This window comes from Rhodanobacter sp. OK091 (assembly GCF_900142825.1).
Classification (GTDB): domain Bacteria; phylum Pseudomonadota; class Gammaproteobacteria; order Xanthomonadales; family Rhodanobacteraceae; genus Rhodanobacter.
Window position 1 is genome coordinate 735,944 of record NZ_FRCH01000001.1, and the last position, 25,279, is coordinate 761,222.

Here is a 25,279-nt window from a genome sequence, read left to right on the forward strand (position 1 = left end):
TGAAATTGACCCTAGCTTAACGGAAGCGCGCGCCGATAGAGCGCAAAACGCACCTCGCCGGCATGGCCCTCCCGGTACAGTTGCCAGTTCGGCGGCACAGCCGGCACGGTCGCGCGGGGCGACTCCACGTATATCCAGGCCTGCGCGGCAAGCCAACCGCCCTGCTCCAGCTGCAAAGTCAGCACCGGCCACAGCTCCAGCGCAAACGGCGGATCGAGAAAGACCAGATCCTGCACCCGTGGCGCACCGCGCAGGAACTGCGCTGCATCGAGCGCCGCCACTTCGCCGTTGGCGGCCTTGAGCCGCGCCAGATTGTCGCGTAATGCCTGCGCCGCGCGTGTGTCGCGCTCGACGAACTGTACGCTGGCCGCCCCGCGCGACAGCGCCTCGATGCCGAGTGCGCCGGTGCCGGCACACAGATCCAGACAGCGCGCGCCGTCGATCACCGGCGCCAGCCAGTTGAACAATGTCTCGCGCACCCGGTCAGCGGTAGGTCGCAGGCCCGGCAGATCAGGCACGTCCAGGCGCGAATTGCGCAGGCTGCCGCCGATGATGCGGATCCGCCCCGATGCCGCCTTGCGTCCGCTGTTCAAGGCGTCGCGCCCCCGGCGGCAAGGCGCTCAACGGTCGGACTCTCAACGGGCTGTACAGGTTGGGGTGTTAGCATGCCGCTCATTGTCTTTGAATCACTGCCGCAATGCTCAAGTTCTGGAAGAAGAAGCCCACCGAAACCGGGCCGGCGCAACCCACCAGCGAGAAGCCCGCCGACACCGTCGCGCCGGAAAGCGGGGATCCGCTGTTGCATGAAGCGCTGGCGGAAGTCCCCGCGCCGGCCGACATGCAGCCTGAAGCCGAACGTTTCGTCGCGCCCACCATCGAATCCGCACCTGCGGCAGAGCAGGCGCCAGCCAAGCGCAGCTGGCGCGAACGGTTATCCGGCAACGCCTTCGCACGCGGCCTCAGTTCGCTGTTCGTGCGCCATCCCAGGCTCGACGACGATCTGCTGGACGAGCTGGAAACCACCTTGATCACCGCCGATGTCGGCGTCGAAGCCAGCAGCGAGCTGGTCGAAGACCTGCGCAAGCGCATGCACAAGCGCGAATTCGCCGACGCGCCCGCGCTGCTGGCCGCCTTGCGCCAGGCGCTGATAGCGCTGTTGAAGCCGGTAGCGCACCCGCTGGACGTGCGAGGGAAGCAACCGTTCGTGGTACTCGTCGTCGGCATCAACGGCGCCGGCAAGACCACGACCATCGGCAAGCTCGCCCGCAGATGGCGTGACGAGCATCGCGCGGTGATGCTGGCCGCGGGTGATACCTTCCGTGCCGCCGCTGTCGAGCAGCTGAAAACCTGGGGCGAACGTAACCAGGTGCCGGTGATCTCGCAGGGCCAGGATGCCGACGCCGCCAGCGTGATCTTCGATGCATTGCAGGCCGCCCGCTCACGCGGCATCGACGTGCTGATCGCCGATACCGCCGGTCGCCTGCACACCCAGGGTGGCCTGATGGACGAGCTGGGCAAGATCGCCCGCGTGCTGAAGAAACTCGACACCGATGCGCCGCACGAAGTGCTGATGGTGATCGATGGCACCACGGGCCAGAACGCAGTCAACCAGGTGCGCCAATTTCTCCAGATCGTCGGCGTCACCGGCCTGGTCGTGACCAAGCTCGACGGCACCGCCAAAGGCGGTGTGGTGTTCGCCCTGGCGCGCGAGTTCGGTTTGCCGATCCGCTACGTCGGCCTCGGCGAAACCGCCACCGACCTGCGCGTGTTCGAGGCCGAGGCGTTTGTCGACGGGCTGCTGCCGGCCAGCCTTGGCGACGGGCATGGCCATGACTGAACCGCGACGGCGAGGCTGAGCGATGTCGCGCGGACTGCGCTTGATCCTGCTAGTGCTTGGCGGCCTCGTGCTGACGCTGGTGCTGGTCGCGATCATTGCCGTCTATCTGGTGCTGCAACCGGATCGCTTCACCCGCATGCTGCAGACTCAGGCCCGCTCGGCCGGGCTCGAACTGAATCTGGCCAGCCCGGCCAGCCCGACACTGTTTCCGCGCCCAGCGCTGGATCTCGACGGCATCACGCTCAATGCGGAAGGCGCCAATGCGCCGATCCTGCTTGCCGCGCGCGGCCGGCTCGCGCTGCCCTGGCACACGCTGTTCGGCGGCCCCACGGTGATCTCGCAATTGCAGATCGATTCGCCGAGGGTCGATCTGGACGCGTTGCAGGAATGGTTGGCCGCCCTGCCCGCACAGCCGGCAAGCGTGCCACCGAACATTCCACGGATCGACACCGGCATCAGCATCAATCGCGGCAGCGTGGTGCGCGGCAACGAGGTTCTGCTCGACAACGTCGCGCTGGAAGCCGGCAGCCTGATTTCGGGCCAGCCGTTTCCGCTCAGCCTGTCCGCCACCACCGCGGCGAACAGGCCGCTGCAACTGCGGCTGTCCGCCACACCGCGCATCGAAGGCAACACATTGCAACTGGACAACATCACCTTGCATCTGTCGCAAGGCAGCGCCATGACGCTCGCGCTCACCGGCAACGCCCATTGGCACGGCGCCGCCGATGCCGCTGCCCGCTTCACCGGCAAGCTCGACCAGGCCGATGCCGGGCAGTACGATGTTTCGCTGGCGTTGACACCGGCCGACCAGAACAATCCGTTACTGCTTGCACTGAAGCTCGACGGCCCCGACAACCATGCCGACCTGCGCCTGCCACCGCTGGCACTGGCGCACTGGTGGAGCCAGCTCGGCGACGAACAGGTATCGCGACTGAGTGTGCCGCCGATGAGTGGCCATGCGGAAATCGCCAAAATCGAAACCGGCAGCGTCAGCGTCGAAGGTCTCACCGTGCAAGCCGGCGACAACGTCCCTGCAGCCGCCGGCACCGCTGCCGCACCTGCGAAACCCGCCGTCAGCAAGAAGCCATGAGCACAACCCTCGCCACTCGCCTGCTGCGCTGGTTCGACCAGCACGGCCGCAAGGATCTGCCGTGGCAGCGTGCGCTCGACAACGGCCGACGCGACGCCTATCGCGTATGGCTGTCCGAGGTGATGCTGCAGCAAACCCAGGTCGCCACCGTCATCGGCTATTTCGAACGCTTCATCGGCGCGCTGCCGACGCTGCGCGATCTCGCCGATGCCGACGAGGACACCGTGCTGGCGCTGTGGTCGGGGCTCGGCTACTACCGTCGTGCACGCTTCCTGCACCACGCCGCGCAGATCTGCGTCGAACAACATGATGGCGAACTGCCGCGCGACTTCGATGCGCTGCGCGCCCTGCCCGGCATCGGCCGCTCCACCGCCGGCGCGATCCTGGCGCAGGCACACGGACTGCGTTTCGCCATCCTCGACGGCAACGTCAAGCGCGTGCTCACCCGCTATCACGGCATCCATGGCCATCCCGGCGAAAGCGCGGTGGAAAAACGGCTGTGGCTGCACGCCGAAACCCATACACCGACCAGCCGCGTCGCCGACTACACCCAGGCAATCATGGACCTGGGCGCTACGCTTTGCGTGCGCACGCGCCCACGTTGCGAAGACTGCCCGCTGGCCGGCGACTGCACCGCGTACCGCGACGACCTCACCGCACTGCTACCCAGCCGCAAACCGGGCAAATCCATTCCCACCCGCGCCACCGTGATGCTGATCCTGCGCGACGCCCAAGGCCGCGTGCTGCTCGAGCGGCGCGGACCGCAAGGCGTGTGGTCGGGCCTTTGGAGCCTGCCGGAAGCGGCCGACCCGAATGCTGCGTGGCGTACGGCGCAACAGCATGCGCAGGTCGACGACGCGCAAATCCTGACGCCATTCACCCACGTATTCAGCCATTATCGGCTGAACATCGAGCCGCTGCTGTTCGACCGGGCGACAGCGCAGCGCGGCATCGCCGATAATCCGCAACTGCGCTGGTGCAGCAGCACCGAGCTGGCTGCGCTGGGACTGCCGGCCCCGGTGCGCACCTTGCTCCAGACCATCGTGTAGGAGCGCACCTTTTGCGCGATGCTTTTTTATGGGTGACGAAGAGCATCGTGCACAAGGTGCGCTCCTACAGGCACCCATAAGTCCCCGAGGAAAACCCATGAGCCGCATCGTCCACTGCGCCAAACTCGGCATCGACGCCGAAGGTCTCGATTTCGCTCCCTGGCCCGGTCCGCTCGGCCAGCGCATCTATGCCGAGATATCCAAGCCCGCGTGGCAACAGTGGCTGGCCCATCAGACCACCCTGATCAACGAATACCGGCTCAATCCGCTCGACCCGAAAGCACGCAAGTACCTTGGCGAAGAAATGGAGAAATTCCTGTTCGGCGGCGATTTCGCCAAGGCCTCCGGCTTCACTGCTCCCGACGCCGAGTCTTGACGAAACGCCGCGCATTCGGTCTAATGCGCGGCTCCACGCATCATCGGCAACCCGCGCGGCTGTCCCATGATTACAAGGTTTCCGGCCGAGTAGCTCAGTTGGTAGAGCAGGGGATTGAAAATCCCCGTGTCGGCGGTTCGATTCCGTCCTCGGCCACCATGTACAGCGATACCCGAGCCCACTTTCGCGAGTGGGTTTTTTCGTTTGTACGTCGCGAAACCTACGCTACCGAGCACTCCCAGGTGCACTGAAGTCATGCCGCATGACACGTTTTGTCCGTTACCAACAGTGCTACATTCGGCCCGCAACCACAACGAAGGGGATACTCAGATGAATCGAAAAGGATTCGCCGTTCCAGCGGCGTTGCTCGTGGGGCTGATGGCCATCACGCTCGCCGGACCTGCCGTGGCGCAGCAGCAACCGAATACCGGACTGGGCAGCGCATGGCCCACCGATGCGACCGATGTGAGTCGCGCGCCCGGTTATCACGTCTATACTTGGACGAATTCAGGTGTGAAATACATCCAGGTCAACGACTATGCGGGCAATGTCCTGGTGGCCGTGGCCACGGCGAATGGCGTGTTTCTGCCGCTGCCGATGGGCAATGCGAAGAACCTTCAAACACCGCAGGACGGCTCCTCCAGCACGACGTCCACGACGGGCGTGACCGTCTATCAGGACGGCTCGGTACAGGTTACGGCCGCGCCCCAAACCAGTGGCACGATGCTTTTCCAGGCGGCGCCTTGCACCGATCCGGTCGAGTGCACTACGCACCTCAACTGATATTGAGGATCAGCGGATATTGAGAAACTCAACAAGGGTGGTGCGCTTCTCCGGCACCACTCGCTCCACCGCACGCACCTGTTGGGGGTCGGGTTCGTGCACCAGCACACTTATGCACTCACCATGCTCCGTGGCGCGAACGCGAACCCTGCCTTCATGGAGCGCTGCGCGATCCTTGATTGCGTCCAGACCAAGGCCGCTTGCGGCCAGCCGGTGAAGCATGAAGCTGCCACGCACCCTCAGATCCGAGTCAGTCGAAAATAGCGCGTCGATGCGGACTACCGCCCAGCGCCGACCGGCGTGCCGGCCGCTGCGCAGGTGAACCGTGAGATCGCCGATGCTATGCGTGGTACACAGATAGCTGACCCCCTCGCACACCAGCCGGTGGATCGCCAGTTGCAAGGTGTCGGACAGCTGATTGATTCCGCCACGCGTCTGGCACCAATAGCCGATGCGGCGGCTGTTGAGGGTTCGCGCGATGCCACCGTGGCGCAGCGCGGCCACCAGACCGCGCTCACGCAGGGCCACCGGATGCAAGCCATCCGCGAGCTGGAACAACTGCTCCCTGGCCGCCGTTGCCCGGCGCCGCAGCTCACGGGAATCCGCCGTGGGCCGGAGCTGCCGCTCGAACAACAGTTCGTCGGTTGCGTGTACGGCTTCACTCGCCTGCTCGATCCCAAGCGAGGTCTGGCGCAGCTGCGCTTCGCACTGTGCCTGAATGCGACGCGCCAGATCGAGGGATTTGTCCTCATGTTCGGTGCCTTGCCCCTTCTGCTGATGCAGTTGGGCAATCCGGCTTCCGAACAGCAGCATCGACGTGGTGGCAAAGGCCACAAAAACCTCAGCCTGCAGCGTCGACGTGTCGTAGAGTGCAGGCATCGTCACTACCACCGCGATGCTGGCGATCGCGCCGCCGACCGCAGCGCCATGCCAGCCACGGCGCAGCGCGAGCCAGATGACCGGCAGGAACATCAGCATCCGCGCCACCTGCCGTGAACCTTCGCCGGAGGCGTCCAGCGCAATCCAGATGAGCAGTGCCAGCGCGGGCAACACGAATGCTGCCGTCTCGACGCCTAAACGCCCACGCAAGGCGCTTTCGACGGTATGCAGCCAGAGCTCGGCCCGCTTCGGCCGCCCCTCCCACACCATTAGCACCAGAGGTACCAGCGTCAGGATGCCCAGGTAGCTTCCGATGAACCACCTTGAAGCTACCACTCCATAATTTATGGGCGCAGAGCCGGGAGGAACGTTCGCTGTCGGAAGAATGACGACGTTCACTAGGGTCCACAGTCCGGAAACCACCAACGTGCATACCAGCAAGACGCCCATGTGCACCGGGCCACGATCCGGAATCATGTTCAAACGGTCACGGCACGCCTTGACCACAGGCATGGCAAGAGCAATCGGCGGCACCAGCATGAGGCTTGACCAGAGCCAGCCGAAGGTTTCAGCACACGAAAGGCTGGCGTAAGCCAGAGGGCCCAATTCGCCAATCACCAGCGCGGGCCAATAGCGGTAAGGCACAAGCAACAACACAGACAGGCGATAGCCGGCGAATAGCTCCCAGTGCGACCATGATACCTGCCGCAGCAGCACATACCCGAGCGCATAGGCCAACGCTACCGCGCCGTGGCGCAGCCATACATTCCTTCGCATTCCATGATTCATCCGGTGCCCTCGATGATCAGACATCCCTACGGCAACAACGATTTGGGACCGTGCCCCGCTCATGATCATGCCTGTGAAATCGCATCGAAACTGCGAACCCACACACGAAGCGAACCGCCCAAAAAAACTCCCCGCCCCATAGTCCTACACCGGCGCCTCCGCTGCAATGCTCCTCCCTTCACGGCGAGCTCATTCAGGATCTGTATCCGGCTCTGAAGCCTCCCGAACGGCGGGCCCGACGATGCCGCTCGAACTGGCAACTTCAGCCAGGGCGGCACCGTTCGTAAAATCGGCCGACTGTGCAAAACGGTGGCCTAATTCCTGCAGGCCGATTCATACCTCCAGACGGTCATCCGGCCGCGCCACCAGCGCATACAGCGCAGGCATCAGGAAGATGCTGATCAGCAGTCGGGTAAACAGTCCGCTGACAATGACCAGGGCGAACGGCCGCTGGGTATCGGTACCTACACCAGTGGCCAGTGCCGCGGGCAGCAGGCCGAGTGCCGCCACCAGGGCGGTCATCATGATCGGACGCAGGCGCAGGATCGCCGCTTCGCGGATAGCCTCGTCCAGGGTGATGCCGCCGCGGCGAAGTTCGTTGACGTAGGAGATGTAGACAACGGCCGTCTGCACCGAGACGCCGAACAGGGCGAGAAAGCCGATGCCGGAAGAAACCGAGAACGGGGTGCCGGTGATCCACAACGCCACGATGCCGCCTACCGGCGCCGACAGCAGCACGCCGAGCACGGTGATGAATGGAAATTTGAAATTGCTATAGAGAGTGAACAGCAGCAGGAAGATCAGCGACAAGGTGAGCGGCAGTATCACATTCAGCTGTGCACGCGAAGCCGTGTATTCGGAGTATTCGCCGCCCCAATCCAGGCGGTAGCCCTGCGGCAGATCGACCTTCTTGTCGACTTGCGCGATGGCATCTTCCACCGCGCCGGCCAGATCGCGTCCCTCCACCGAGAACTGCACGCCGATGTAGCGTGAATTGTCCTGGCGGTAGATGAACGAGGCGCCGTTGATCACCTGGATATCCGCCAGCTCCTTGAGCGGAATCTGCTGACCGGCTGGCGTGGCCATCAGGATGTTGCCGATTTCCTCGGGATTGTTCCGGTACTGGCGTTCGAGTCGAACGACAAGGTCGAACTGCTTTTCCTGCTGCACCACCTGGGTCGCCACGTCGCCACCGATGGCGGTCGTGATCAACCCGTTGATGTCGGCCACGTTCAAGCCATAGCGGGCAATCGCAGTGCGGTTGATCTTGATGCTCAGGCTGGGCTGTCCGAGTTCCTTCACCAGGGTCACGTCGCGGATGCCGCGCACGTTTTCCAGCACCTTCTTGATCGCTTTACCCTTTTGTTGGAGCGTATCCAGGTCGGAACCGAATACCTTCACAGCCAGCGCACTTTTCAGACCCGTCTCGGCCTCGTCCACCGCATCCTCGGCCGGCTGGGTGTAATTGAAGACGATGCCTGGAAAGGCCTCCAGCTTCTTGTTGATCGCCGCGATCAACTCGGGCTTGGTGCGATAGCCGCTGGTCCATTGCGAGTACGGCTTGAGGCCCACGTAGAACTCGGCATTGAAGAAGCCGGTCGAATCCGTACCGTCGTCGGGCCGGCCATGTTCAGAGGCAACCGTGGTGACTTCGGGGAACGAGCCCAGGATCTCGCGTATCTTGGGCACGATCTTGGCCGACTCGTCGAACGAGATGGTGTAAGGCATGGTGGCGCGCACCCATAGCGCGCCCTCATCCAGTTGCGGCATGAACTCAGCGCCGATGCGCGGGATCAACAGCAGCGAACCGGCCAGCAGGATGACCGAGGCGAACGTCGTCCCCCACTTGCGGGCGAGGCAGAAATCCAGGCCCTTGATGTAGACCGATTTGATCGCCTCGAAAACGCCGTTGCGCCGCTCGCGCACGCCCTTGCGCATCAGCCACGCGCACAGTACCGGCAACAGCGTCAGCGTGACGATCAGCGAACCGACCAGCGCGAACACCATCGTATCGGCCATCGGCTTGAACAACGTCCCGGAAGGCCCGGACAGAACATAGATCGGCAGAAAGCTGACCACGATCACCGCGACGGCGTAGAAGATCGGGCGATCCACTTCCGCTGCCGCGTCGACGATGATTTCCCGGATGTTGAGCGGCGTGCCCTTGCGCTCGGCGATCTGGCGGAAAATGTTTTCCACCATCACTACCGCGCCATCGACCAGGATGCCGAAATCCACCGCGCCGATGGAAAGCAGGTTGGCTGATGCGTTCTGCAGATCGAGACAGATGAACGCGAACAGCAAGGCCAGCGGGATGGTGGTGGCGACGATCAGGCCAGCGCGGAAATCGTAGAGAAAGAAAATCAGGATCACCACGACCAGGAACATGCCGCGCAGGAGGTTCTGCTCGACGATCTGCGTGGTCACCGCGACCAGGTCGCTGCGGTCGTAGAACGGATGGATCTTGACGTCCTTGGGCAGCACGTGATCGTTGAGTTCCTTGGTCTTTGCTTCGACCCGCTGCAGAACGTCCTGGGTTTTTTCGCCCGTGCGCAGGAAGATCACGCCCTCCACCGCATCGTCCTGTTTCTCGAAGCCGAATTCGCCCAGCCGGGGGGCGATGCCGATGACCACGCGGCCGACGTCCTTCAGCAGCACCGGGATGCCGTTATGCACCGCCAGCACCACGTTGCCGATGTCCTCCAGCGTGCTCAGCCGCCCCTCGCCGCGCACGTAGTAGAACTGGCCGCCTTGCGAATAGAAGCCGCCACCGGCGTTGCCGTTGTTGGCCGCCAACGCGGCTTCCACCTGCGTAGCGGACAGGCCGACCCCGGCGATCTTCGCCTGATCGAGCAGCACCTGGTATTGCATGGTGCCACCGCCAAATCCCGAATCATCCGCCACGCCGGGAACGGATCGGTACTGAGGCTCGATGGTCCAGTCTTCGAGTGTCTTGAGCTCCATCGGCGACCGATCCGAGCTTTGCAGCACGTACCGATAGATCAGGCCCGAGGGCGAGGCAAGCGGCGATACCGATGGCGTCACGCCGCTCGGCAGGCTGAGATCGCCCAGCCGGTTGAAAACTTCCTGTCGGGCGAAGTTGTTGTCGGTGCCGGTCTGAAACGTGATGACGACGTGGGACAGCCCGTACAGCGAGACGGAGCGCGTATTGGTCGTCTTCGGTATGCCGTTCATGCCGAGCTCGACTGGCACGGTGATCAGGCGCTCTACTTCCTCGGCAGCGTGCCCGGGCCACTGGGTGACCAGTTCGACGCTAGGCGGCGAAAGATCGGGATAGGCATCCACCGGCAGGCGCTGCAGCGAGCGCGTGCCGGCGCCGGTCAGCACCAGCGTGAGCAGGATGATTAAAAAGGGCTGCACCAGAGACGCGGAGACGATCCGGTTCATGAACGAAGCCGTGCGCGACGGCGACCCGCTGTGAGGCAATTGGTCGCTCATTGGCTTTGCATGAACTGCATGAAGATGCCGCCATCGGCCACGACCTGATCGCCCGCCTTGAGCCCGTCGGCAATCTGGTAGCGGTCGCCGGAGCGATAGCCCAGCGTCACATGCCGCCGCGCAAAGCTGCCGTCGCGCTCGGTGGTATATGCGAACGGCAGGTTCTCGTCGTCACGCAGAATCGCCGACACCGGCACCAGCAGCCCGCTGCTTTGCTGGCGCGATTGGATTCGCACACCGACATACATCTGCTTCTTGAGGAAATCGCCCCGGTTGTCGACGACTACCCGAGCCACCACCGCACGCGTATCGGGGTTCACCAGCGCCGATATGTTGTCCACGGTGCCGGAAATGCTTTTCGATGCGACACCAGTCGTCACTTCCGCCGTATCGCCAACGCTGACCGACGCCAGCTCGGAACCGGAAATCTGCGCCATCACCCAGACGCGCGAAAGATCGGCCACGGTGAAGCACGGCGTGGTGCCGGCCTGCAGGAGTTGGCCGGGCGTGATCAGCTTTTCCACGACGGTGCCGGTGATTGGCGAACGTATCGTGCCCTCGACGCGCGACACCGGCCTACCGGCCTGGATGTCCTTGATGGTCTTCGGGTCGACGTTCAGCGATACCAGCGCCTGCAGCGCAGCGTCGCGGTCGGCCTCGGCATTGGTGGCGTCGGTCTGCGCCTGTTGCTGTTCGCGCTGGGAAACACCGTCATGCTGGACCAGATCCTTGTCCGCATCGGCAAGCCGGCGGGCGTTCCTCGCGGTGACAAGGGCCTTGCTGTAAGCGCTGGTGGCCGCCGAAAAGTCCGGTGATTCCACGACTGCCAGCGGGTCGCCCTTCTTCACTTTGTCGCCGGGCGCGACCAGCAGCCGCGACACCGGGCCGGAGAACGGCGCCAGCACACTGGTCGCCTGGTCGTTGTCGAAGTCCACCGTGCCGGTGGTCTCGACCGTCTTGCTGAACATGGACGGCGCCACCGTGTAGAGATGGATGTGTTGGCGTTGGGCCGCAGTCAACGTCACGTTGCTGGCCGTTACGGCGGCCGCCTGCACGCTGTCTTCAGGCTTGGACGAGCAGCCGCTGCACAACATCGCGATGGCCAGCGAGGTAACGGCAAGAGCGAGCGGGAATCTGCTCCCACGTATGAATTCACTTTTCATTTTCAGCCTTGGTTGAATCGGCCTTGTTCGGATCTGCCTTGATCGAATCGGCCCGACCTGATTCCGCGCGATGCCACCAGCCGCCGCCAAGTGCTTGGAACAAGGCGGCCGTGTCGGCATACCGATTGGCTTGCGCCTGCACCAGCGCGATCTGCGACTGCTGGTCGGCCTGTTCGGCACTCAATAGCGAAAGGTAGCTGGCATAGCCGGCCTTCCATTGACGCTGCGACAGATCCAGCGTGACCTTGGCGGCATCGGCGGCAGCCGCCGCCGCTTTCAGGCCTTCGGCATCCTGCTCGAGCGCGGTCAAGGTGTCGGCGACGTTCTGGAATGCGGTGAGCACGGTGCTGCGATATTGCTCGGCCGCCTGCACATAGGCCGCCTTCGCGGCGCGCTGCTGATGCAGCAATGTGCCGCCCTGAAAAATCGGCGCCGTCACGGCCGCACCCAGATTCCAGAAGCCGGTACCCGACTTGAAAACGTCGCCGATCGCCAGCGCCGTGCTGCCGGCATTTGCGGTCAACTGGATATTCGGCAACCGATTCGCCGTGGTGACGCCGATCTGTGCGCTGGCAGCGTGCATATTCGCCTCGGCCTGCAACACGTCCGGACGTTGCGCCACGAGTTGCGAAGGCAGGCTCAGCGGCAGTTCCCGGGGCAACTGCAAATCCGCGAGCTCGAATTTTTCAGCCGGTGCCTGGCCTGGGAAGTGGCCAGCCAGAATGGCGAGCAGGTGCTGCTGCTGATCCAGTTGCTTGACCAGCGTCGGCAGCGTGGCGGCGACTTGCGCGAGCTGCGATTCCTGCGCGGCAACATCCAGCCGGCCGACGTAACCCTTGGCATGCTGGTAACGCAGTATCTGCAGCATGTGGGTATTGATGTCGATCAACCTGTGCGTCGCGTCGATCTGCGCCTGCAACGAGGCCTGCTGGACCGCGGCGGCCACCACATTCGCGCTCAAGGTGATTTGCGCCGCGATCATCTGATAGCCGACGGCCTGCTCCTGCGCCTTCAACGACTCCACCGTGCGACGGTTCAGCCCGAACACATCGGGCGCATACGAGACGCTGACCTGCGGAGTGAACAGGTTGTACAGAAAGGCGTTGTTGCTGGGCACCGGTGCGAGCGCACCGGGCGGATCCTGTTGTCGGCTGGCCGAAAATCCCGCCGTGACGCTGGGATAGTGGGCGCCCCGCCCCGCCAGTGTATTTTCCCTGGCCACCGCCAGCGCCGCCTGTGCTGCCTTGAGGTCGTGATTGCTGACTAGCGATTGTTCGATCAACGCATTCAGCGGCCGGGAATGAAACAGCGCCCACCAATCGCCCGGTATGTCGCCCCCCTTATTGAAGCGCTGGGCTTCACCACCGACGACGTTCGCGCTGCTGGCCGTGGTCGAAAGCGGATGCGAGGTGTAATCGCTGACATCCGGCGCGGCAGGCTTCTTGAAGTCGGGACCAACGGCGCAACCGGCAAGCAACAAGCAGACAGAAACTCTGATCAAAGACCGCGCGATGAAAGGCGATACGTGCGATGAGATGGCATGAGCCTCAGACGAAACTTTCGCCATCGCCTCACCTCTTGCTCCTCGGGTCTTGGCAGGCACATCGACCCACGTCTTGTTCATGCGAGCGTTTCTTCGAGAATGAGGCCACCGGAATGCAACGATATATCGTATCAATTGCCGGCGAAAGCCATGCTGAAGGTCATGGTTTCAAATATCCCCCTCCATCACTCCGCAGCACCCGAGCGACGTGCCAAAATCGGCTACCCATTGATGACACTCATAGCCCATGAGCACCCAGAAATACGACTTCCGCCAGTTCCAGGAAGAACTCGCCAAACTAGAACGCAAGGTCGAAAAACAGCAACCCGCCAAGCCGCTGGGCAAGAAGGCGGCGGCAGCCCAGCGTCTGGCGATGGCGCGCGAGGAGTTCCTTGTGCTGCGCAAACGGCATGACCTGACCGTCGGGGACGTCGTCGCTTTCTTCCCCGAGGAAGAAGGCATTGCCTACTTGCAACAGCTCATCGCCGCGGCGCAGGCGAAGCCCCGACGGATGCGCAAGATCGCGGAAGTGCCGAACGCTGGTTGAGTGCCGACGAACCTGATCGCGATGCCCGGCCATCGCCCCGTATCTCCATGCAAGTCCCTTCGACGACCTGATCCATATCCTCATGCCCGACCGGGAAATGTGTGCTTGACTCCGTTTTATATTTCCGTAATTCTAGAAATATGAAATCAATAGATGCCCTCACCTGCCTCAACGCACTCGCCCAGGAGCATCGCCTGAATCTGTACCGCCTGCTGGTGCAGGCCGGCGAAGAAGGCATGGCAGTGGGCGAGTTGGCCGCGGCGACCGGTCTGGCCGGCGCAACGCTGACCAACCATCTACACATCCTGCGCCGGGCCGGCATGGTCAGCGACGAGCGACGCGGGCGGGTGATCCAGTGCCGCGCGAACTATCCGCAGATGAACGCCCTGCTCGGCTTCCTCACCGAAAACTGCTGTGCAGGTTCGGCTGCGGCCGGCTGCGCGCCCGCCACGACATGCCAACCGGCAAGGAGAAAACGATGAAACGCTTCCATGTGCACGTGAACGTCGACCAGCTCGACAGCAGCATCCGTTTCTACACGACCCTCTTCGGCACCGCGCCCAGCGTGGTCAAACCGGATTACGCGAAGTGGATGCTGGACGATCCGCGGGTCAACTTTGCGATCTCGCAGCGCGACCGCCAGACCGGCGTGGATCATCTCGGCCTGCAGGCAGAAGACGCTGCTGAACTCGCCGCGATCGGTGAACGGCTGCACGCTGCCGATGCTGTTGCGCTGGCGGAAAAAGGCACAACTTGCTGCTACGCCCACTCCGACAAGTTCTGGGCCGAAGATCCGCAAGGCATTCGCTGGGAAAGTTTCCACACGCACGGCGAAGCCACCGCCTATACCGGCGCACCGAACGAAACCGGCGCCTCGTGCTGCGGCCAGGCACCCGATACCAAAGCCGCCGCTTCATGCGGACCGAACGCGAACTGCTGCTGAGATAACCATGCGCACTCAACCGTACAACGTGCTCTTCCTGTGCACCGGCAACTCCGCGCGCAGCGTGATGGCCGAAGCCTTGCTCAACGTACTCGGCAAAGGCCGGTTCCACGCGTACAGCGCGGGCAGCTTCCCCAGCGGCCGGGTGCAGCCGATCGCCGCCGAGCTGGCACGTGCATTCGGCTACACGGAGCCGCTGCGCAGCAAGAGCTGGGACGAGTTTGCACAAACCGACTCACCAGCGATCGACATGGTGATCACCGTCTGCGACAACGCCGCCGGCGAGGTGTGCCCGATCTGGCCCGGCCAGCCGGTCACCGCACATTGGGGCGTGCCTGATCCGGTGGCGGTCGATAGCGACGAAGAGGGGCGCCGACGTGCGTTCCAGTCGGCCTGGCTGATGCTGCGCCGACGCATCGATCTGTTGCTGGCGCTGCCACTGGAAAAACTCGATCATCTGGCGACGCAGCGGGAACTGCGCGCCATCGGCCAGACGGCAGCCAGCCGTGAACAGTGAAGCCGTCGCGGTGGTGCCGTCGCCAAAGATCGGATTCTTCGCGCGCTACCTGAGCGCGTGGGTCGCGCTGTGCATCGTCACCGGCATAGCACTTGGCCATCTCTTTCCAGGCATCTTCGCAATGCTGGCGGCGGCCGAAGTGCAGCACATCAACCTGCCGGTGGCCGCGCTGGTGTGGCTGATGATCGTGCCGATGCTGCTCAAGGTCGACTTCGCGCAACTCGCGGGCGTGCGACACCAGGTACGCGGCATCGGCATCACCTTGCTGGTGAACTGGGCGATCAAGCCGTTCTCGATGGCGTTGCTGGGCTGGCTGTTTATCCGGCACGTATTCGCCGCCTGGCTGCCCGTGGGGCAACACGATGCGTATATCGCGGGATTGATACTGCTGGCGGCCGCGCCGTGCACGGCGATGGTCTTCGTGTGGTCACGGCTGTGCGGTGGCGAGCCGAATTTCACACTGGCGCAGGTGGCGCTCAACGACAGCATCATGGTGGTCGCGTTCGCGCCGATCGTGGCATTGCTGCTGGGCGTAGCGTCGATCCATGTACCGTGGGGCACGTTGCTGCTGTCGGTGCTGCTGTACATCGTGGTACCGGTGATCACTGCGCAACTGTGGCGTGGATGGCTGCTGCGGCGTCGCGGACAAGTCGCGCTCGATACGGCGCTGCGTCGCATCGACCCATGGTCGACCGCCGCCCTGCTCGCCACGCTGATCCTGCTGTTCGGTTTTCAGGGGGAGGCGATCCTTGCGCAGCCGCTGATCATCGCGCTGCTGGCCGTGCCCATCATCATCCAGGTATATCTCAACGCCGGCATCGCCTACGGCCTCAGCCGCTGGCTGAAGGTGCCGCACTGCGTAGCCGGGCCCGCCGCGCTGATCGGCGCCAGCAACTTCTTCGAACTGGCGGTAGCGGCAGCCATCAGCATCTTCGGGCTGCGCTCGGGCGCTGCGCTGGCGACCGTGGTCGGCGTGCTGGTGGAAGTGCCGGTGATGCTGTCGGTGGTGCGCATCGTCAACCGCACGGGACACTGGTTCGACGAGCAACCTGCGCCCGCGCCGGTGCGCAGCTGACATACCGCGCCGCCGATGTCAGCCGCGATTCAGTCTCGCTGCGAGGATTCACCGCACGTTTGCATGATGCGGCTAAGACTCAGGCTTCCTGCAAGCAACGAGGTACGGTCAATGAACAAGATCTCTGCACTGACTCTCGCCCTGACTTTTGGCGCGCTCTCGCTGCCCGGCATCGCCATGGCACAACAACAGGCGATGACCGAACCGCAGGTGCAAAGCGAGCTCACCGCGCAGGGCTATACCAAGATCCACGAGCTGAAGTTCAAGGACGGCATGTGGCGTACCGAGGCCAGGAGCGCCAACGGCGACAGAGTGGATCTGCGCATCGACGCCAAGACCGGCCAGGTCTATCCCGACAAGCTGGTTTCGAAGCTGAGCAAGCAGGACGTACGCGCGGCGCTGGAGGCCCAGGGTTATACCCATGTGCATGATGTGGACTTCGACGACGGCATCTGGAAAGCCAAGGCTCATAACCCGTCCGGCAACAGCGTCAAACTCAAGATCGACGCGGATACCGGCAAGGTGATCGGCACCGACTGATGCAGGAAAGATGGACGGCCATACCGTCGGCGGCCCCGCACGCACCGGCCGCCGACGGATGGACCGCGCGCCGAATGCTCACTTAGTATCGGAGTCCCCCACCCCCGATCGGTGACTCCGTGAAACGATTGCTCCTCTACACCTTGCTCGTGGCCGCGTGCCCCGTCGCGCTGGCCGCCGGCACCTTGCCCACCTTCAGTACCGGGCGGCTGTCCGCCGAGGTCAAAACGCTGTCCTCGGATGCGTTCGAAGGCCGTGGCCCGGCCACGCCCGCCGAAACGAAAACCATCGACTACATGGTGACGCAGATGAAAGCCGCTGGCTTGCAGCCCGGCGGCGATCTGAAAGACGGCAAGCGTGCGTGGACCCAGGCCGTGCCATTACGGCGCAGCCAGATCATCGGCACACCGGCGCTGACACTCGACCTCGACGGCAAGAGCGAGGCGTTGAGCCAGGGCGAACAGATGGCGATACGCGCACCCATGGACGGCTCGACCGCGGTGTCGATCGCCAACGCGCCACTGGTGTTCGTGGGCTACGGCGTGAAGGCGCCCGAGCGCCGCTGGGACGACTTCAAGGGCGTCGACCTGCACGGCAAGATCGCGGTGGTGCTGGTCAACGATCCGGACTTCGAGACCGGCAAGGGTGACTTCGGCGGCAAGGCGATGACTTACTACGGCCGCTGGACCTACAAATACGAGGAGGCCGCGCGGCAGGGCGCGCTGGGCATGCTGGTGGTGCACGAGACCGCGCCGGCCTCCTACGGCTGGGCCACGGTGAAGAACTCCAACACCAACGCCATGTTCGACATCGTGCGCGACAAGCCCTCCGCGGTACATCCCAAACTGGAAGGCTGGATCCAGCGCGATCTGGCGGTGCAGATGTTCAAGCACGCCGGGCTGGATTTCGATGCCTTGAAGAAGGAAGCGCAGACGCGCGAATTCAAGCCGGTGATATTGAAAGGCGAGAGCCTGTCGGCCAGCTTCAAGGTCGACACGAGCATAGTCACCTCGCACAACATCGTCGGTCGCATCGAAGGCAGCAAGCGTCCGGACGAGACCGTGATCTACAGCGCGCACTGGGATCATCTTGGCGTCGGCGCACCCGACGCCAAGGGCGACCGCATCTACAACGGCGCGGTCGACAACGCTACCGGCACAGCGGCGTTGATCGAAATGGCCCGGGCGTTCGCGCAAGGATCCCGGCCCGAGCGTTCGGTGGTATTCCTCAATGTCACCGCCGAGGAAAAAGGCCTGCTCGGCTCCGAATACTACGCGTCGAAACCGCTCTATCCGCTCGCGAAGACCGCCGGCGTGATCAACGTCGATGCGCTCGATCCACACGGCCCCGCGCGCAATTTCACCATTTCCGGCATTGCCAAACTTGGCCTGCTGGACGACCTGATCGCCGACGCGAAAACCTTCAACATGACCTACGCGCCGGACCCGAAGCCGGAGGCTGGCAGTTTCTTCCGTTCCGATCATTTCTCGTTCGCCAAGCGTGGCGTGCCGGCGATCTCGTTCGAGTCGGGCAACGACTGGATCGACGGTGGCCTCGCCGCCGGCAAGGCTGCGGAGGACGACTACATCGCCAAGCGCTATCACCAGCCCGCCGACGAATGGCAGGCCGGCTGGCCGTTCACCGGCATGGCGCGCGACCTGCAACTGCTCTACACGGTCGGCCACGATCTGGCGAATTCCGATGCATGGCCGAACTGGAGCCCTGATTCGGAATTCCGTGGCATTCGCGACAAGACGGCGGCAGAGCGGAAGTAACCTTCGCGCTGCCCGCTTTTTTTTGTGGGAGCGACTTCAGTCGCGATGGCGTTGTTCTCTGTTGGTTGGTTGATTTGAAGCAAGAGCTTTCGTGCGCCGTTGGCGCCCGAGTTACTTTCTCTTTGTGTGGCCAAAGAGAAAGATAACCAAAGAGAAAGGCCACCCCGCTTGGCGCTTGCCGCCCATCCCTGGGCGGCAAGTCCGTGAGCCGGGGCCGGGCTTTTCGACAGGGCTCCTGCCCTGACGAAAAGGAGTCGACCTCCGTGTCGACTCCCGCTGCGCGGCCTGTCGTCCCCGTCTCACCGCCGCACAGGGGCCCCGGGTAGAGCCGCGGGCCTTCCTGGCCCGCACTCGGTGAAAAGCCGAGGCGAAGCAAAGCCTCGCTCTGCTGTTGCTCTGGCTCTTCTGAAAAGTGCAGGCCACGATGGCCTGCTGCTCTACCCGGGGCCCCTCTGCAGCGGCGGGTGGGTGGAGGAACAGCCCGCAGGGTGGTCGGCACGGATGCCGGCCAGTTTGGCGTCAGCACAGGATGTGCTGTCGACAAACCCCGCCACCCGCCCGCGGACTTGCCGGGCAGGAAGCCCGGCAAGCGCGTAAGCGGGGGGTCGTTTTCTCTTGGTTACTTCTCTTTTGGACAAGCAAAAGAGAAGTAACTCGCCCTCCGCAGGAGGGTGAAAGCTCTGCACTTAATCAACAAAAATGAGCAAGAGCATCGCCCGCCGGCGGGCTCCTGCACACATTTATTCGACGGGATGCCGGCCGTAAGCCCACAACAGGAATGGCGGCAACATCTGTTTCCATGACGCCTGGTTGTGTACGCCGCCTTGCAGCTGGAACAGCGACGCATCCGCAAGCCGCGACGGGTGCTTCGCGTAATCCATGTCGACCGAATAGCCGAGCTGCTTCAGGCCGCGGGCGTGGAAGCCATCGGCGCCGCGGTAGCCTCCAAGCAAATCCTGCACGTCGTCGACGGTGTCGTTGACGCCGTCGCCATCGCGATCCTTGGTCTCCTCCGCCGTACCCACCGCAAACCACATCTTCAGACCGGCCCGCTTGCCGCCACGGTCGACCATCGCTTGCGCCAGCCGCGTGTGCTGCACCGTCGTGGCGTTCGTGCGGTCCGCCGCGAGCCAGAACGACGGCGAGAATGCGCCGACCCGGCCGAACACCTCCGGATACTGCCAGCCGAGATTGAACGCGTTCAGTGCGCCCAGCGACCAGCCCAGCATCGTGCGTTCGCGCGGGGACTTGCGCGTGCGGTAGTGCGCGTCGATGTACGGCACCAGCGCACTGGCGACCCAGGCGGAATAATCCTGCGCCCGCGTGCCGATCGGACCGATGGGTGAACCGCCGACGAGACTGTGCGAGGCAATGCGGTCGGACAACCCGTACGCGCTGGCGCGATCGGCCAGCATGTCGATCGCGACCACGATGACTGGCTCGATCGTATGCAACCGGTAGAGTCCTGCCAGCGTCGACTGCAGGCCCACCGCGGCCATGTCCTGGCCATCGTTCGCATACAGCACCGGATAGCGGCGGCGGGTGCGGGCGTAATCCGGCGGCAGGTAGACCGTGACTTTCAGCTTTTCCGGTGCAAATGCCGGCGCATCGAGCTGCAGCTGTACGACCGTACTCTCGGCGAGCTGCACATGCGGTGTGTTCGATGCCATGGCCGGGCAGATACCACCGGCCAACAGCACACCCCACAGCACGCATGCAGCAGCGTGACGACGGATCACGCGAAACGCCGGATTCATCGCTCTACGCTGGCGAACCATACGCCGTGGCCCGGCAGTTGCAGCTCGCTGCCGTCGAAATGTCCTTGCAGCAGACCATGACCGTCCAGTCGATGCGGCACGCCGAACGTCGCGGGCAAGCGGATGTCGACGGCGGCATCGGCCAGATTGAACACGACCAGCGTGGTCTGGCCGTCAAATCGGCGAGTGAACGCCAATACCGGCTCGACAGTGTCGATGAACTCGATGTCGCCCCAGCGCAGTGCCGGTTGCGACTGGCGCCAGTGCATGAAGGTGCGGAAACCGTTCAATACCGAATGCGGGTCGGTCTCCTGCCTGGTCACCGCCAGCGCGCGATGCTCCTGCGGCACCGGCAGCCATGGCATGCCACGGCTGAAGCCGGCATGGGCCTCGTCGTCGCTCCACGGCATCGGCGTGCGACAGCCGTCGCGACCCTTGAACTGCGGCCAGAAAGCGATGCCATAAGGGTCTTGCAGCGATTCGTACGGCACGTCGGCCTCGGTCAAGCCCAGTTCCTCGCCCTGGTAGACGCACACCGAACCGCGCAGCGAACAGACCATCGCCGTAAGCAGGTTGGCGAGCTGGGTCGAGGGCTGGCCCCTGCCCCAGCGCGTCAGCACACGCTCGACATCGTGGTTGGAAATCGCCCAGCACGGCCAGCCTTCGGTCATCTGCGCTTCCAGCGCCTGCACCGTGCCGCGGATGTGGGCGGCGCTGAAATCGTCGGTCAACAGCTCGAAGCTGTAGCCCATGTGCAGGCGGCCATGCCGGGTGTATTCGGCCATCGTGGCCAGCGAATCCTCGGAGGAGATTTCGCCCAGCGCAGCCACATCCTGATAGCGGTCCATCAACGCGCGCAGCTCGCCGAGAAACCCCAGGTTCTCCGGTCGCGTGTTGTTGTAATAGTGATACTGGAACGCGTAAGGATTGTCCGGGCTGAAGCCGCGGCCCACCCGCTTCTCTTTCGGCTTGGGCGGGTTGTCGCGCAACTCGCGGTCGTGGAAGCAGAAGTTGATCGCATCCAGACGCACGCCGTCCACGCCCTTGTCCAGCCAGAAGCGCACGCTGTCGAGAATCGCCGCGCGTACCTCGGGGTGATGGAAATTCAGATCCGGCTGCGAGGTCAGGAAATTGTGCAGATAGTACTGCCCGCGCCGCGGCTCCCACTGCCATGCCGAACCGCCGAACAGCGACAGCCAGTTGTTCGGTGCGCTGCCGTCGTCCTTCGCATCGGCCCACACGTACCAATCCGCCTTCGGGTTGTCGCGACTCTCGCGGCTTTCCTTGAACCAGGCATGCTCGATCGAGGTGTGGCTGAGCACCTGATCGATCATCACCTTGAGGCCGAGATCGTGCGCCTTGGCCAGCAGGCGATCGAAATCCGCCAGCGTGCCGAACAGCGGATCGACGTCGCGATAGTCGGCGATGTCGTAACCGAAGTCGGCCATCGGGGATTTGAAGAACGGTGCGATCCAGATCGCGTCGACGCCAAGGCTGGCCACGTAGTCGAGCCGCTCGATAATGCCCGGCAGATCGCCCACGCCGTTATCGTCGGTATCCAGAAAACTGCGCGGGTAGATCTGGTAGGTGACGGCTCCGCGCCACCAGGGTGCATCACTCATTCGCATGTCCCGTAAGTTCTTGCCCGAGTCGAAGCGACGCGCCAGAAGCGGTGCTTTCGCAGCTTGTGCGGCAGCTTACCGGCTGCATGCGGGTGCAGCCGCGACAGTGCATACGTATTCATGGGCGGCAGCTATCGCATTGCAACATAGGGACGGCACAGAGATTTGGACGTCCATATGAAAATCGGCGAAATGGCGCGCGACGGCTTCTGATGCTGGCGTAGACACATATGCGACGCGCCCGGACATGCCTCGCCGACGCAGTATCGACGATGTCGCCACGCGCATGTTTGCGATGCAAAGCAGCACAATGAATACGTATGCATGATCCACCTCGACCGCGAAAGGCAGCCCTAACATCACCATCACAGCGGCGGATCAGGGCGCGTGCATGCGTGCTGGCCGTCGCAACGTTGGGGCTTGATTGCTGCAGCAACTACAAGAAAACGACGCACAACCCTGGGAGGGGATCACGGTGATATTCAAACGCAATGTGTTGGCCTTGGCGCTGGCATCGGTCGGTTTCTGCGCGACCTCAGCTACCGTATACGCGGCCGCGCCGCAGAATGACCAGTCAGCCAGTCCGCAGGACACCAGCCAGACCGCAAAAGACGCGCAGGCCATCAAGGACGCCAAGGCGAAGAAGAAGAAGGAAGCCACCCAGCTTAGTGCCGTGACGGTGAGCGGCTTCGCACTAAGTATCCAGAATGCGACCGCGATCAAGCAGTCGTCCGACGAGATTGTCGAGGCAGTCTCCGCCGAAGACATCGGCAAGCTGCCTGACGTCAGCATCGCCGAATCGATTGCCCGCCTGCCGGGCGTTTCGGCGCAGCGTGTCGCGGGTCGGGCGCAAGTCATCAGCGTGCGAGGCCTCTCGCCAGACTTCGCCACCACGCTGCTCAACGGCCGCGAGATGGTCAGCACCGGCGACAACCGCAGCGTGGAGTTCGATCAATATCCATCCGAACTGATGAGCGGCGTTACGGTGTACAAGACGCCCAACGCCAGCCTGATCGGCCAGGGACTTTCGGGCACCCTGGACATGCACACCGTCCGCCCGCTGGACTACCACGAAGACGTGGCTGTGGTCGGTGTCCGCGGCCAGCACAATTCGCTGGGTTCGGCGGCCAATGCCAGCGCCAACGGCAATCGCTTCAACGCAAGCTATATCGGTCAGTTCATGGACCATACGCTTGGCATTGCAGTCGGCTACGCGCACTCCCTGACGCCAACCCAGGAGAACCAGGTCGGCTTGTATGAACCGTGGGAGCAGGTGGGTGCCGGCTGGCGTCCTGGCGTGCCCGCCGGCACCTGGTACTCGGAGGGCATCAAGGCCCTACGCCGCACCGGCTACACCAAGCGCGACGGCGTGATGGCCACGGTGGAATGGCGGCCCTCGGACATATGGACGAGCACGCTCGACCTGTTCCATACCAAGGCCACGCAGAAAGACACGGCCAACCAGTTCGAGGTCAACCTCGGCGACTACAACGGCGGTTATGGCCATATCAACGTCACCAACCCCACCATCAACGGCAACGGTACTTTCACTGGCGGCACGGCAAGCAATCTGTATCCGCTGGTGCGCGGTATGTACGACAGCCGTCACGACACGATCAACGCCGCTGGATGGAAGAACGAATTCAGCGCCGGGCAAGTCAGCATCGTGGCCGATGTCAGCTACTCCAAGGCCAAGCGTCACGAACTCGAGCTGGAAAACAATACGCAGCTGGAGCCCGTTCCGCAGCTGGACACGCTGAACCTGAATTACTCGGGCAGCAACTTCTCCCAGCTGTCGCCCGGACTGGATTATTCCGATCCGAGCAAGCTGTTCCTGCGCAATACCATTTATGGCTCCGGCTACGGCAAGGTGCCGCGGGTCAGCGATGAGTTGAAGAGCGCCAAGCTCGGCGCCACGGTGCCGATGCCTGACTGGATCAGCCATGTGGTCTCGGATGTCGAATTCGGCGTCAACTACGCCGACCGCGAAAAGAACAAGCAGCAGCCCGAAGGGAATATCAATGTCGGCGCGCAAGGCGATACCACCATCGCGCCCGACCTGGAGTACGGCTTGGTCAATCTCGGCTTTGCCGGCGTGGGCCGTATCCCGTCGTGGTACGTGCCTGGCGTCGTCGCGCGCTACATGACCTTCCAGCCGAACTCGAATGCGTCGTACCTGGTGTCGAAAGCCTGGGCATTGTCCGAGAAGATCACCACCGCGTACGCCATGGGCAACATCGACACCACATGGGGTGTGCCGGTTCGGGGCAATATCGGCGTCCAGTTGCAGCATGCCGACCAGTCCTCTTCCGCCAACGTATTCAACGGCACGCAACCTGTCGGCAGTCAAATTCAGGGATTCACCAGCGGCAAGGCTTACACCGACGTGCTGCCCAGCCTGAATCTCGCTTTCTCACTGACCGCAAACCAGATGCTTCGCGTGGCGCTGGCCAAGCAGGTGGCGCGTCCGCGCATGGATGACATGCGTGCCTCCCTGGACTTCGGTGTCGACACCGCAACCGGCAAGCCCGGCGCCAGCGGTGGCAATCCGAAGCTCGACCCGTGGCGCGCCAACGCCTTCGATCTTTCGTGGGAGAAATACTTTGGCGACAGCGGCGGCTACGTGGCCGCTGCGTTCTTCTACAAGGATCTGACCAGCTACATCTACACGCAGACCCGCGACAACTACGACTTCTCTGGTCTGGTGGCTGGTTACACCCCTCCCCCGGGTTCACCGCCGGCGCTGAAGACCGGCACGTTCAGCGCGCCGATGAACGGCAAGGGTGGATCGCTGAGAGGCCTCGAACTTTCCACGTCGTTGCCGCTGAACATGATCACACCGGCGCTTGATGGCTTCGGTGTCCTGGCGAGCGCCAGCTTCAACGATAGCAGCATCAAGATCTTGTCTCCGGAGAACGCCACGAGTGTCGGTAACGGCCCCATCAGCCTGCCCGGCCTGTCCAAGCGCGTGTTCAACCTGACGGCCTACTATGAGAAGAACGGGTTCGACGCACGCATCAGCGAGCGCAAGCGTTCGGACTTTATCGGCGAGATTGGCAATTTTGCCGGCGCCCGCACGCTGCGCTATGTCGTCGGTGAAAACATTTTCGACGCCCAGGTCGGTTACACCTTCGGCCCCGGGAGCAGCCTTCATGGGCTCAGCCTGCAGTTGCAGGCCAGCAACCTGACGAACGCGCCCTATCGAACCTACGCCACTACGAAGGATCGCCCGCTCGAGTACATCGAGTGGGGTCGCACCTACCTGCTCGGCGCCACCTACAAGTTCTGAGCTAACGCGCCAACTCCCTATCCTGCCGGCGGCGACGCCGGCAGGTTTTTTTGGCTCCCATTTGCGTAGCGTGCACGGCTCGACAAGCCTGCCAAAAAACCTCGACTGTCCAAGCCTGCTCTTGTCGATCGGGATAGCCGCGCTCCGCACGCGCAGTTGGAAAACTCTTCCGCTCATTCCGTTATGCAGCACGGAAAATCGCACAACCGTGTGGATGAATACGTATGCAGAACAATGGTATCCACG

The 25,279-nt window shown here is 63.2% G+C and carries 20 protein-coding genes and 1 tRNA gene; 14 read left to right on the plus strand and 7 right to left on the minus strand.

All coding sequences use genetic code 11. From position 1 onward, the window contains the following. Nucleotides 1–11: 11 nt before the first annotated feature. Nucleotides 12–593, minus strand: coding sequence for a 16S rRNA (guanine(966)-N(2))-methyltransferase RsmD (gene rsmD, locus BUA26_RS03655; RefSeq protein ID WP_072757957.1), 582 nt, complete (start codon nt 591–593; stop codon nt 12–14). Nucleotides 594–697: 104 nt separating this feature from the next. Between rsmD and ftsY the strand changes: the two genes are divergently transcribed. The 6 genes from ftsY (at nt 698) to BUA26_RS03685 (ending at nt 5,135) form a co-directional block, all read left to right on the plus strand. Further along, nucleotides 698–1,837: a signal recognition particle-docking protein FtsY gene (gene ftsY, locus BUA26_RS03660; protein ID WP_072757958.1), complete on the plus strand. Its 1,140-nt coding sequence runs from the start codon at nt 698–700 to the stop codon at nt 1,835–1,837. A gap of 22 nt (nt 1,838–1,859) precedes the next feature. Next, entirely contained in the window at nt 1,860–2,927 is a 1,068-nt protein-coding gene (locus BUA26_RS03665) for an AsmA family protein (RefSeq protein WP_072757961.1), read from the plus strand. Then, a complete protein-coding gene (gene mutY / locus BUA26_RS03670; RefSeq protein WP_072757963.1) occupies nt 2,924–3,976 on the plus strand; it encodes an A/G-specific adenine glycosylase in 1,053 nt (350 codons plus the stop codon). The genes BUA26_RS03665 and mutY overlap by 4 nt, the downstream gene beginning before the upstream one ends. Before the next feature lie 97 nt (nt 3,977–4,073). Then, on the plus strand, nt 4,074–4,352 hold the full coding sequence (locus BUA26_RS03675; RefSeq protein ID WP_072757965.1) for an oxidative damage protection protein: 279 nt from the start codon (nt 4,074–4,076) through the stop codon (nt 4,350–4,352). Nucleotides 4,353–4,435: 83 nt separating this feature from the next. Continuing rightward, nucleotides 4,436–4,511, plus strand: a tRNA-Phe gene (locus tag BUA26_RS03680). Between the two features lie 171 nt (nt 4,512–4,682). After that, a complete protein-coding gene (locus tag BUA26_RS03685; protein ID WP_083572857.1) occupies nt 4,683–5,135 on the plus strand; it encodes a hypothetical protein in 453 nt (150 codons plus the stop codon). 9 nt (nt 5,136–5,144) lie between these two features. Here the strand turns inward: BUA26_RS03685 and BUA26_RS03690 are convergent, their stop codons facing one another. The 4 genes from BUA26_RS03690 to BUA26_RS03705 form a co-directional block, all read right to left on the minus strand. Beyond that, a complete protein-coding gene (locus BUA26_RS03690) occupies nt 5,145–6,803 on the minus strand; it encodes an MASE1 domain-containing protein (RefSeq protein ID WP_178368527.1) in 1,659 nt (552 codons plus the stop codon). Nucleotides 6,804–7,136: 333 nt separating this feature from the next. Next, nucleotides 7,137–10,262, minus strand: coding sequence for an efflux RND transporter permease subunit (locus BUA26_RS03695; RefSeq protein ID WP_072757969.1), 3,126 nt, complete (start codon nt 10,260–10,262; stop codon nt 7,137–7,139). Beyond that, nucleotides 10,259–11,425, minus strand: coding sequence for an efflux RND transporter periplasmic adaptor subunit (locus BUA26_RS03700; protein WP_072757971.1), 1,167 nt, complete (start codon nt 11,423–11,425; stop codon nt 10,259–10,261). Before BUA26_RS03700 ends, BUA26_RS03695 begins: the two co-directional genes overlap by 4 nt. Beyond that, a complete protein-coding gene (locus BUA26_RS03705; RefSeq protein ID WP_072757972.1) occupies nt 11,415–12,905 on the minus strand; it encodes an efflux transporter outer membrane subunit in 1,491 nt (496 codons plus the stop codon). The genes BUA26_RS03700 and BUA26_RS03705 overlap by 11 nt, the downstream gene beginning before the upstream one ends. Nucleotides 12,906–13,215: 310 nt before the next feature. Between BUA26_RS03705 and BUA26_RS03710 the strand changes: the two genes are divergently transcribed. The 7 genes from BUA26_RS03710 to BUA26_RS03740 all read left to right on the plus strand — a co-directional run bounded on the left by BUA26_RS03710 (nt 13,216) and on the right by BUA26_RS03740 (nt 18,365). Further along, nucleotides 13,216–13,515, plus strand: a complete 300-nt coding sequence (locus BUA26_RS03710) for a hypothetical protein (protein ID WP_072757974.1) — start codon at nt 13,216–13,218, stop codon at nt 13,513–13,515. 101 nt (nt 13,516–13,616) lie between these two features. Beyond that, entirely contained in the window at nt 13,617–13,997 is a 381-nt protein-coding gene (locus BUA26_RS03715; RefSeq protein ID WP_255368145.1) for a metalloregulator ArsR/SmtB family transcription factor, read from the plus strand. After that, nucleotides 13,994–14,458: an ArsI/CadI family heavy metal resistance metalloenzyme gene (locus BUA26_RS03720; RefSeq protein ID WP_072757978.1), complete on the plus strand. Its 465-nt coding sequence runs from the start codon at nt 13,994–13,996 to the stop codon at nt 14,456–14,458. Before BUA26_RS03715 ends, BUA26_RS03720 begins: the two co-directional genes overlap by 4 nt. A 7-nt stretch (nt 14,459–14,465) precedes the next feature. After that, a complete protein-coding gene (locus BUA26_RS03725) occupies nt 14,466–14,975 on the plus strand; it encodes an arsenate reductase ArsC (RefSeq protein WP_072757980.1) in 510 nt (169 codons plus the stop codon). Then, on the plus strand, nt 14,965–16,050 hold the full coding sequence (arsB, locus tag BUA26_RS03730) for an ACR3 family arsenite efflux transporter (RefSeq protein ID WP_072757982.1): 1,086 nt from the start codon (nt 14,965–14,967) through the stop codon (nt 16,048–16,050). The genes BUA26_RS03725 and arsB overlap by 11 nt, the downstream gene beginning before the upstream one ends. A 111-nt stretch (nt 16,051–16,161) precedes the next feature. Next, complete coding sequence (locus BUA26_RS03735; protein WP_072757983.1) at nt 16,162–16,590, plus strand: PepSY domain-containing protein; 429 nt, start codon at nt 16,162–16,164, stop codon at nt 16,588–16,590. Nucleotides 16,591–16,709: 119 nt separating this feature from the next. Then, nucleotides 16,710–18,365, plus strand: coding sequence for a M28 family metallopeptidase (locus tag BUA26_RS03740; protein ID WP_072757985.1), 1,656 nt, complete (start codon nt 16,710–16,712; stop codon nt 18,363–18,365). Nucleotides 18,366–19,105: 740 nt separating this feature from the next. On the opposite strand, the gene BUA26_RS03745 is transcribed toward BUA26_RS03740, so the two are convergent. Both BUA26_RS03745 and BUA26_RS03750 read right to left on the minus strand, forming a co-directional pair. Continuing rightward, nucleotides 19,106–20,104: an alpha/beta hydrolase gene (locus BUA26_RS03745; protein WP_255368147.1), complete on the minus strand. Its 999-nt coding sequence runs from the start codon at nt 20,102–20,104 to the stop codon at nt 19,106–19,108. Nucleotides 20,105–20,118: 14 nt separating this feature from the next. Further along, complete coding sequence (locus BUA26_RS03750) at nt 20,119–21,744, minus strand: alpha-glucosidase family protein (RefSeq protein WP_072757989.1); 1,626 nt, start codon at nt 21,742–21,744, stop codon at nt 20,119–20,121. A 475-nt stretch (nt 21,745–22,219) separates the two neighbouring features. On the opposite strand from BUA26_RS03750, the gene BUA26_RS03755 reads away from it, so the two are divergent. Next, a complete protein-coding gene (locus BUA26_RS03755) occupies nt 22,220–25,033 on the plus strand; it encodes a TonB-dependent receptor (protein WP_255368148.1) in 2,814 nt (937 codons plus the stop codon). Nucleotides 25,034–25,279 lie beyond the last annotated feature (246 nt).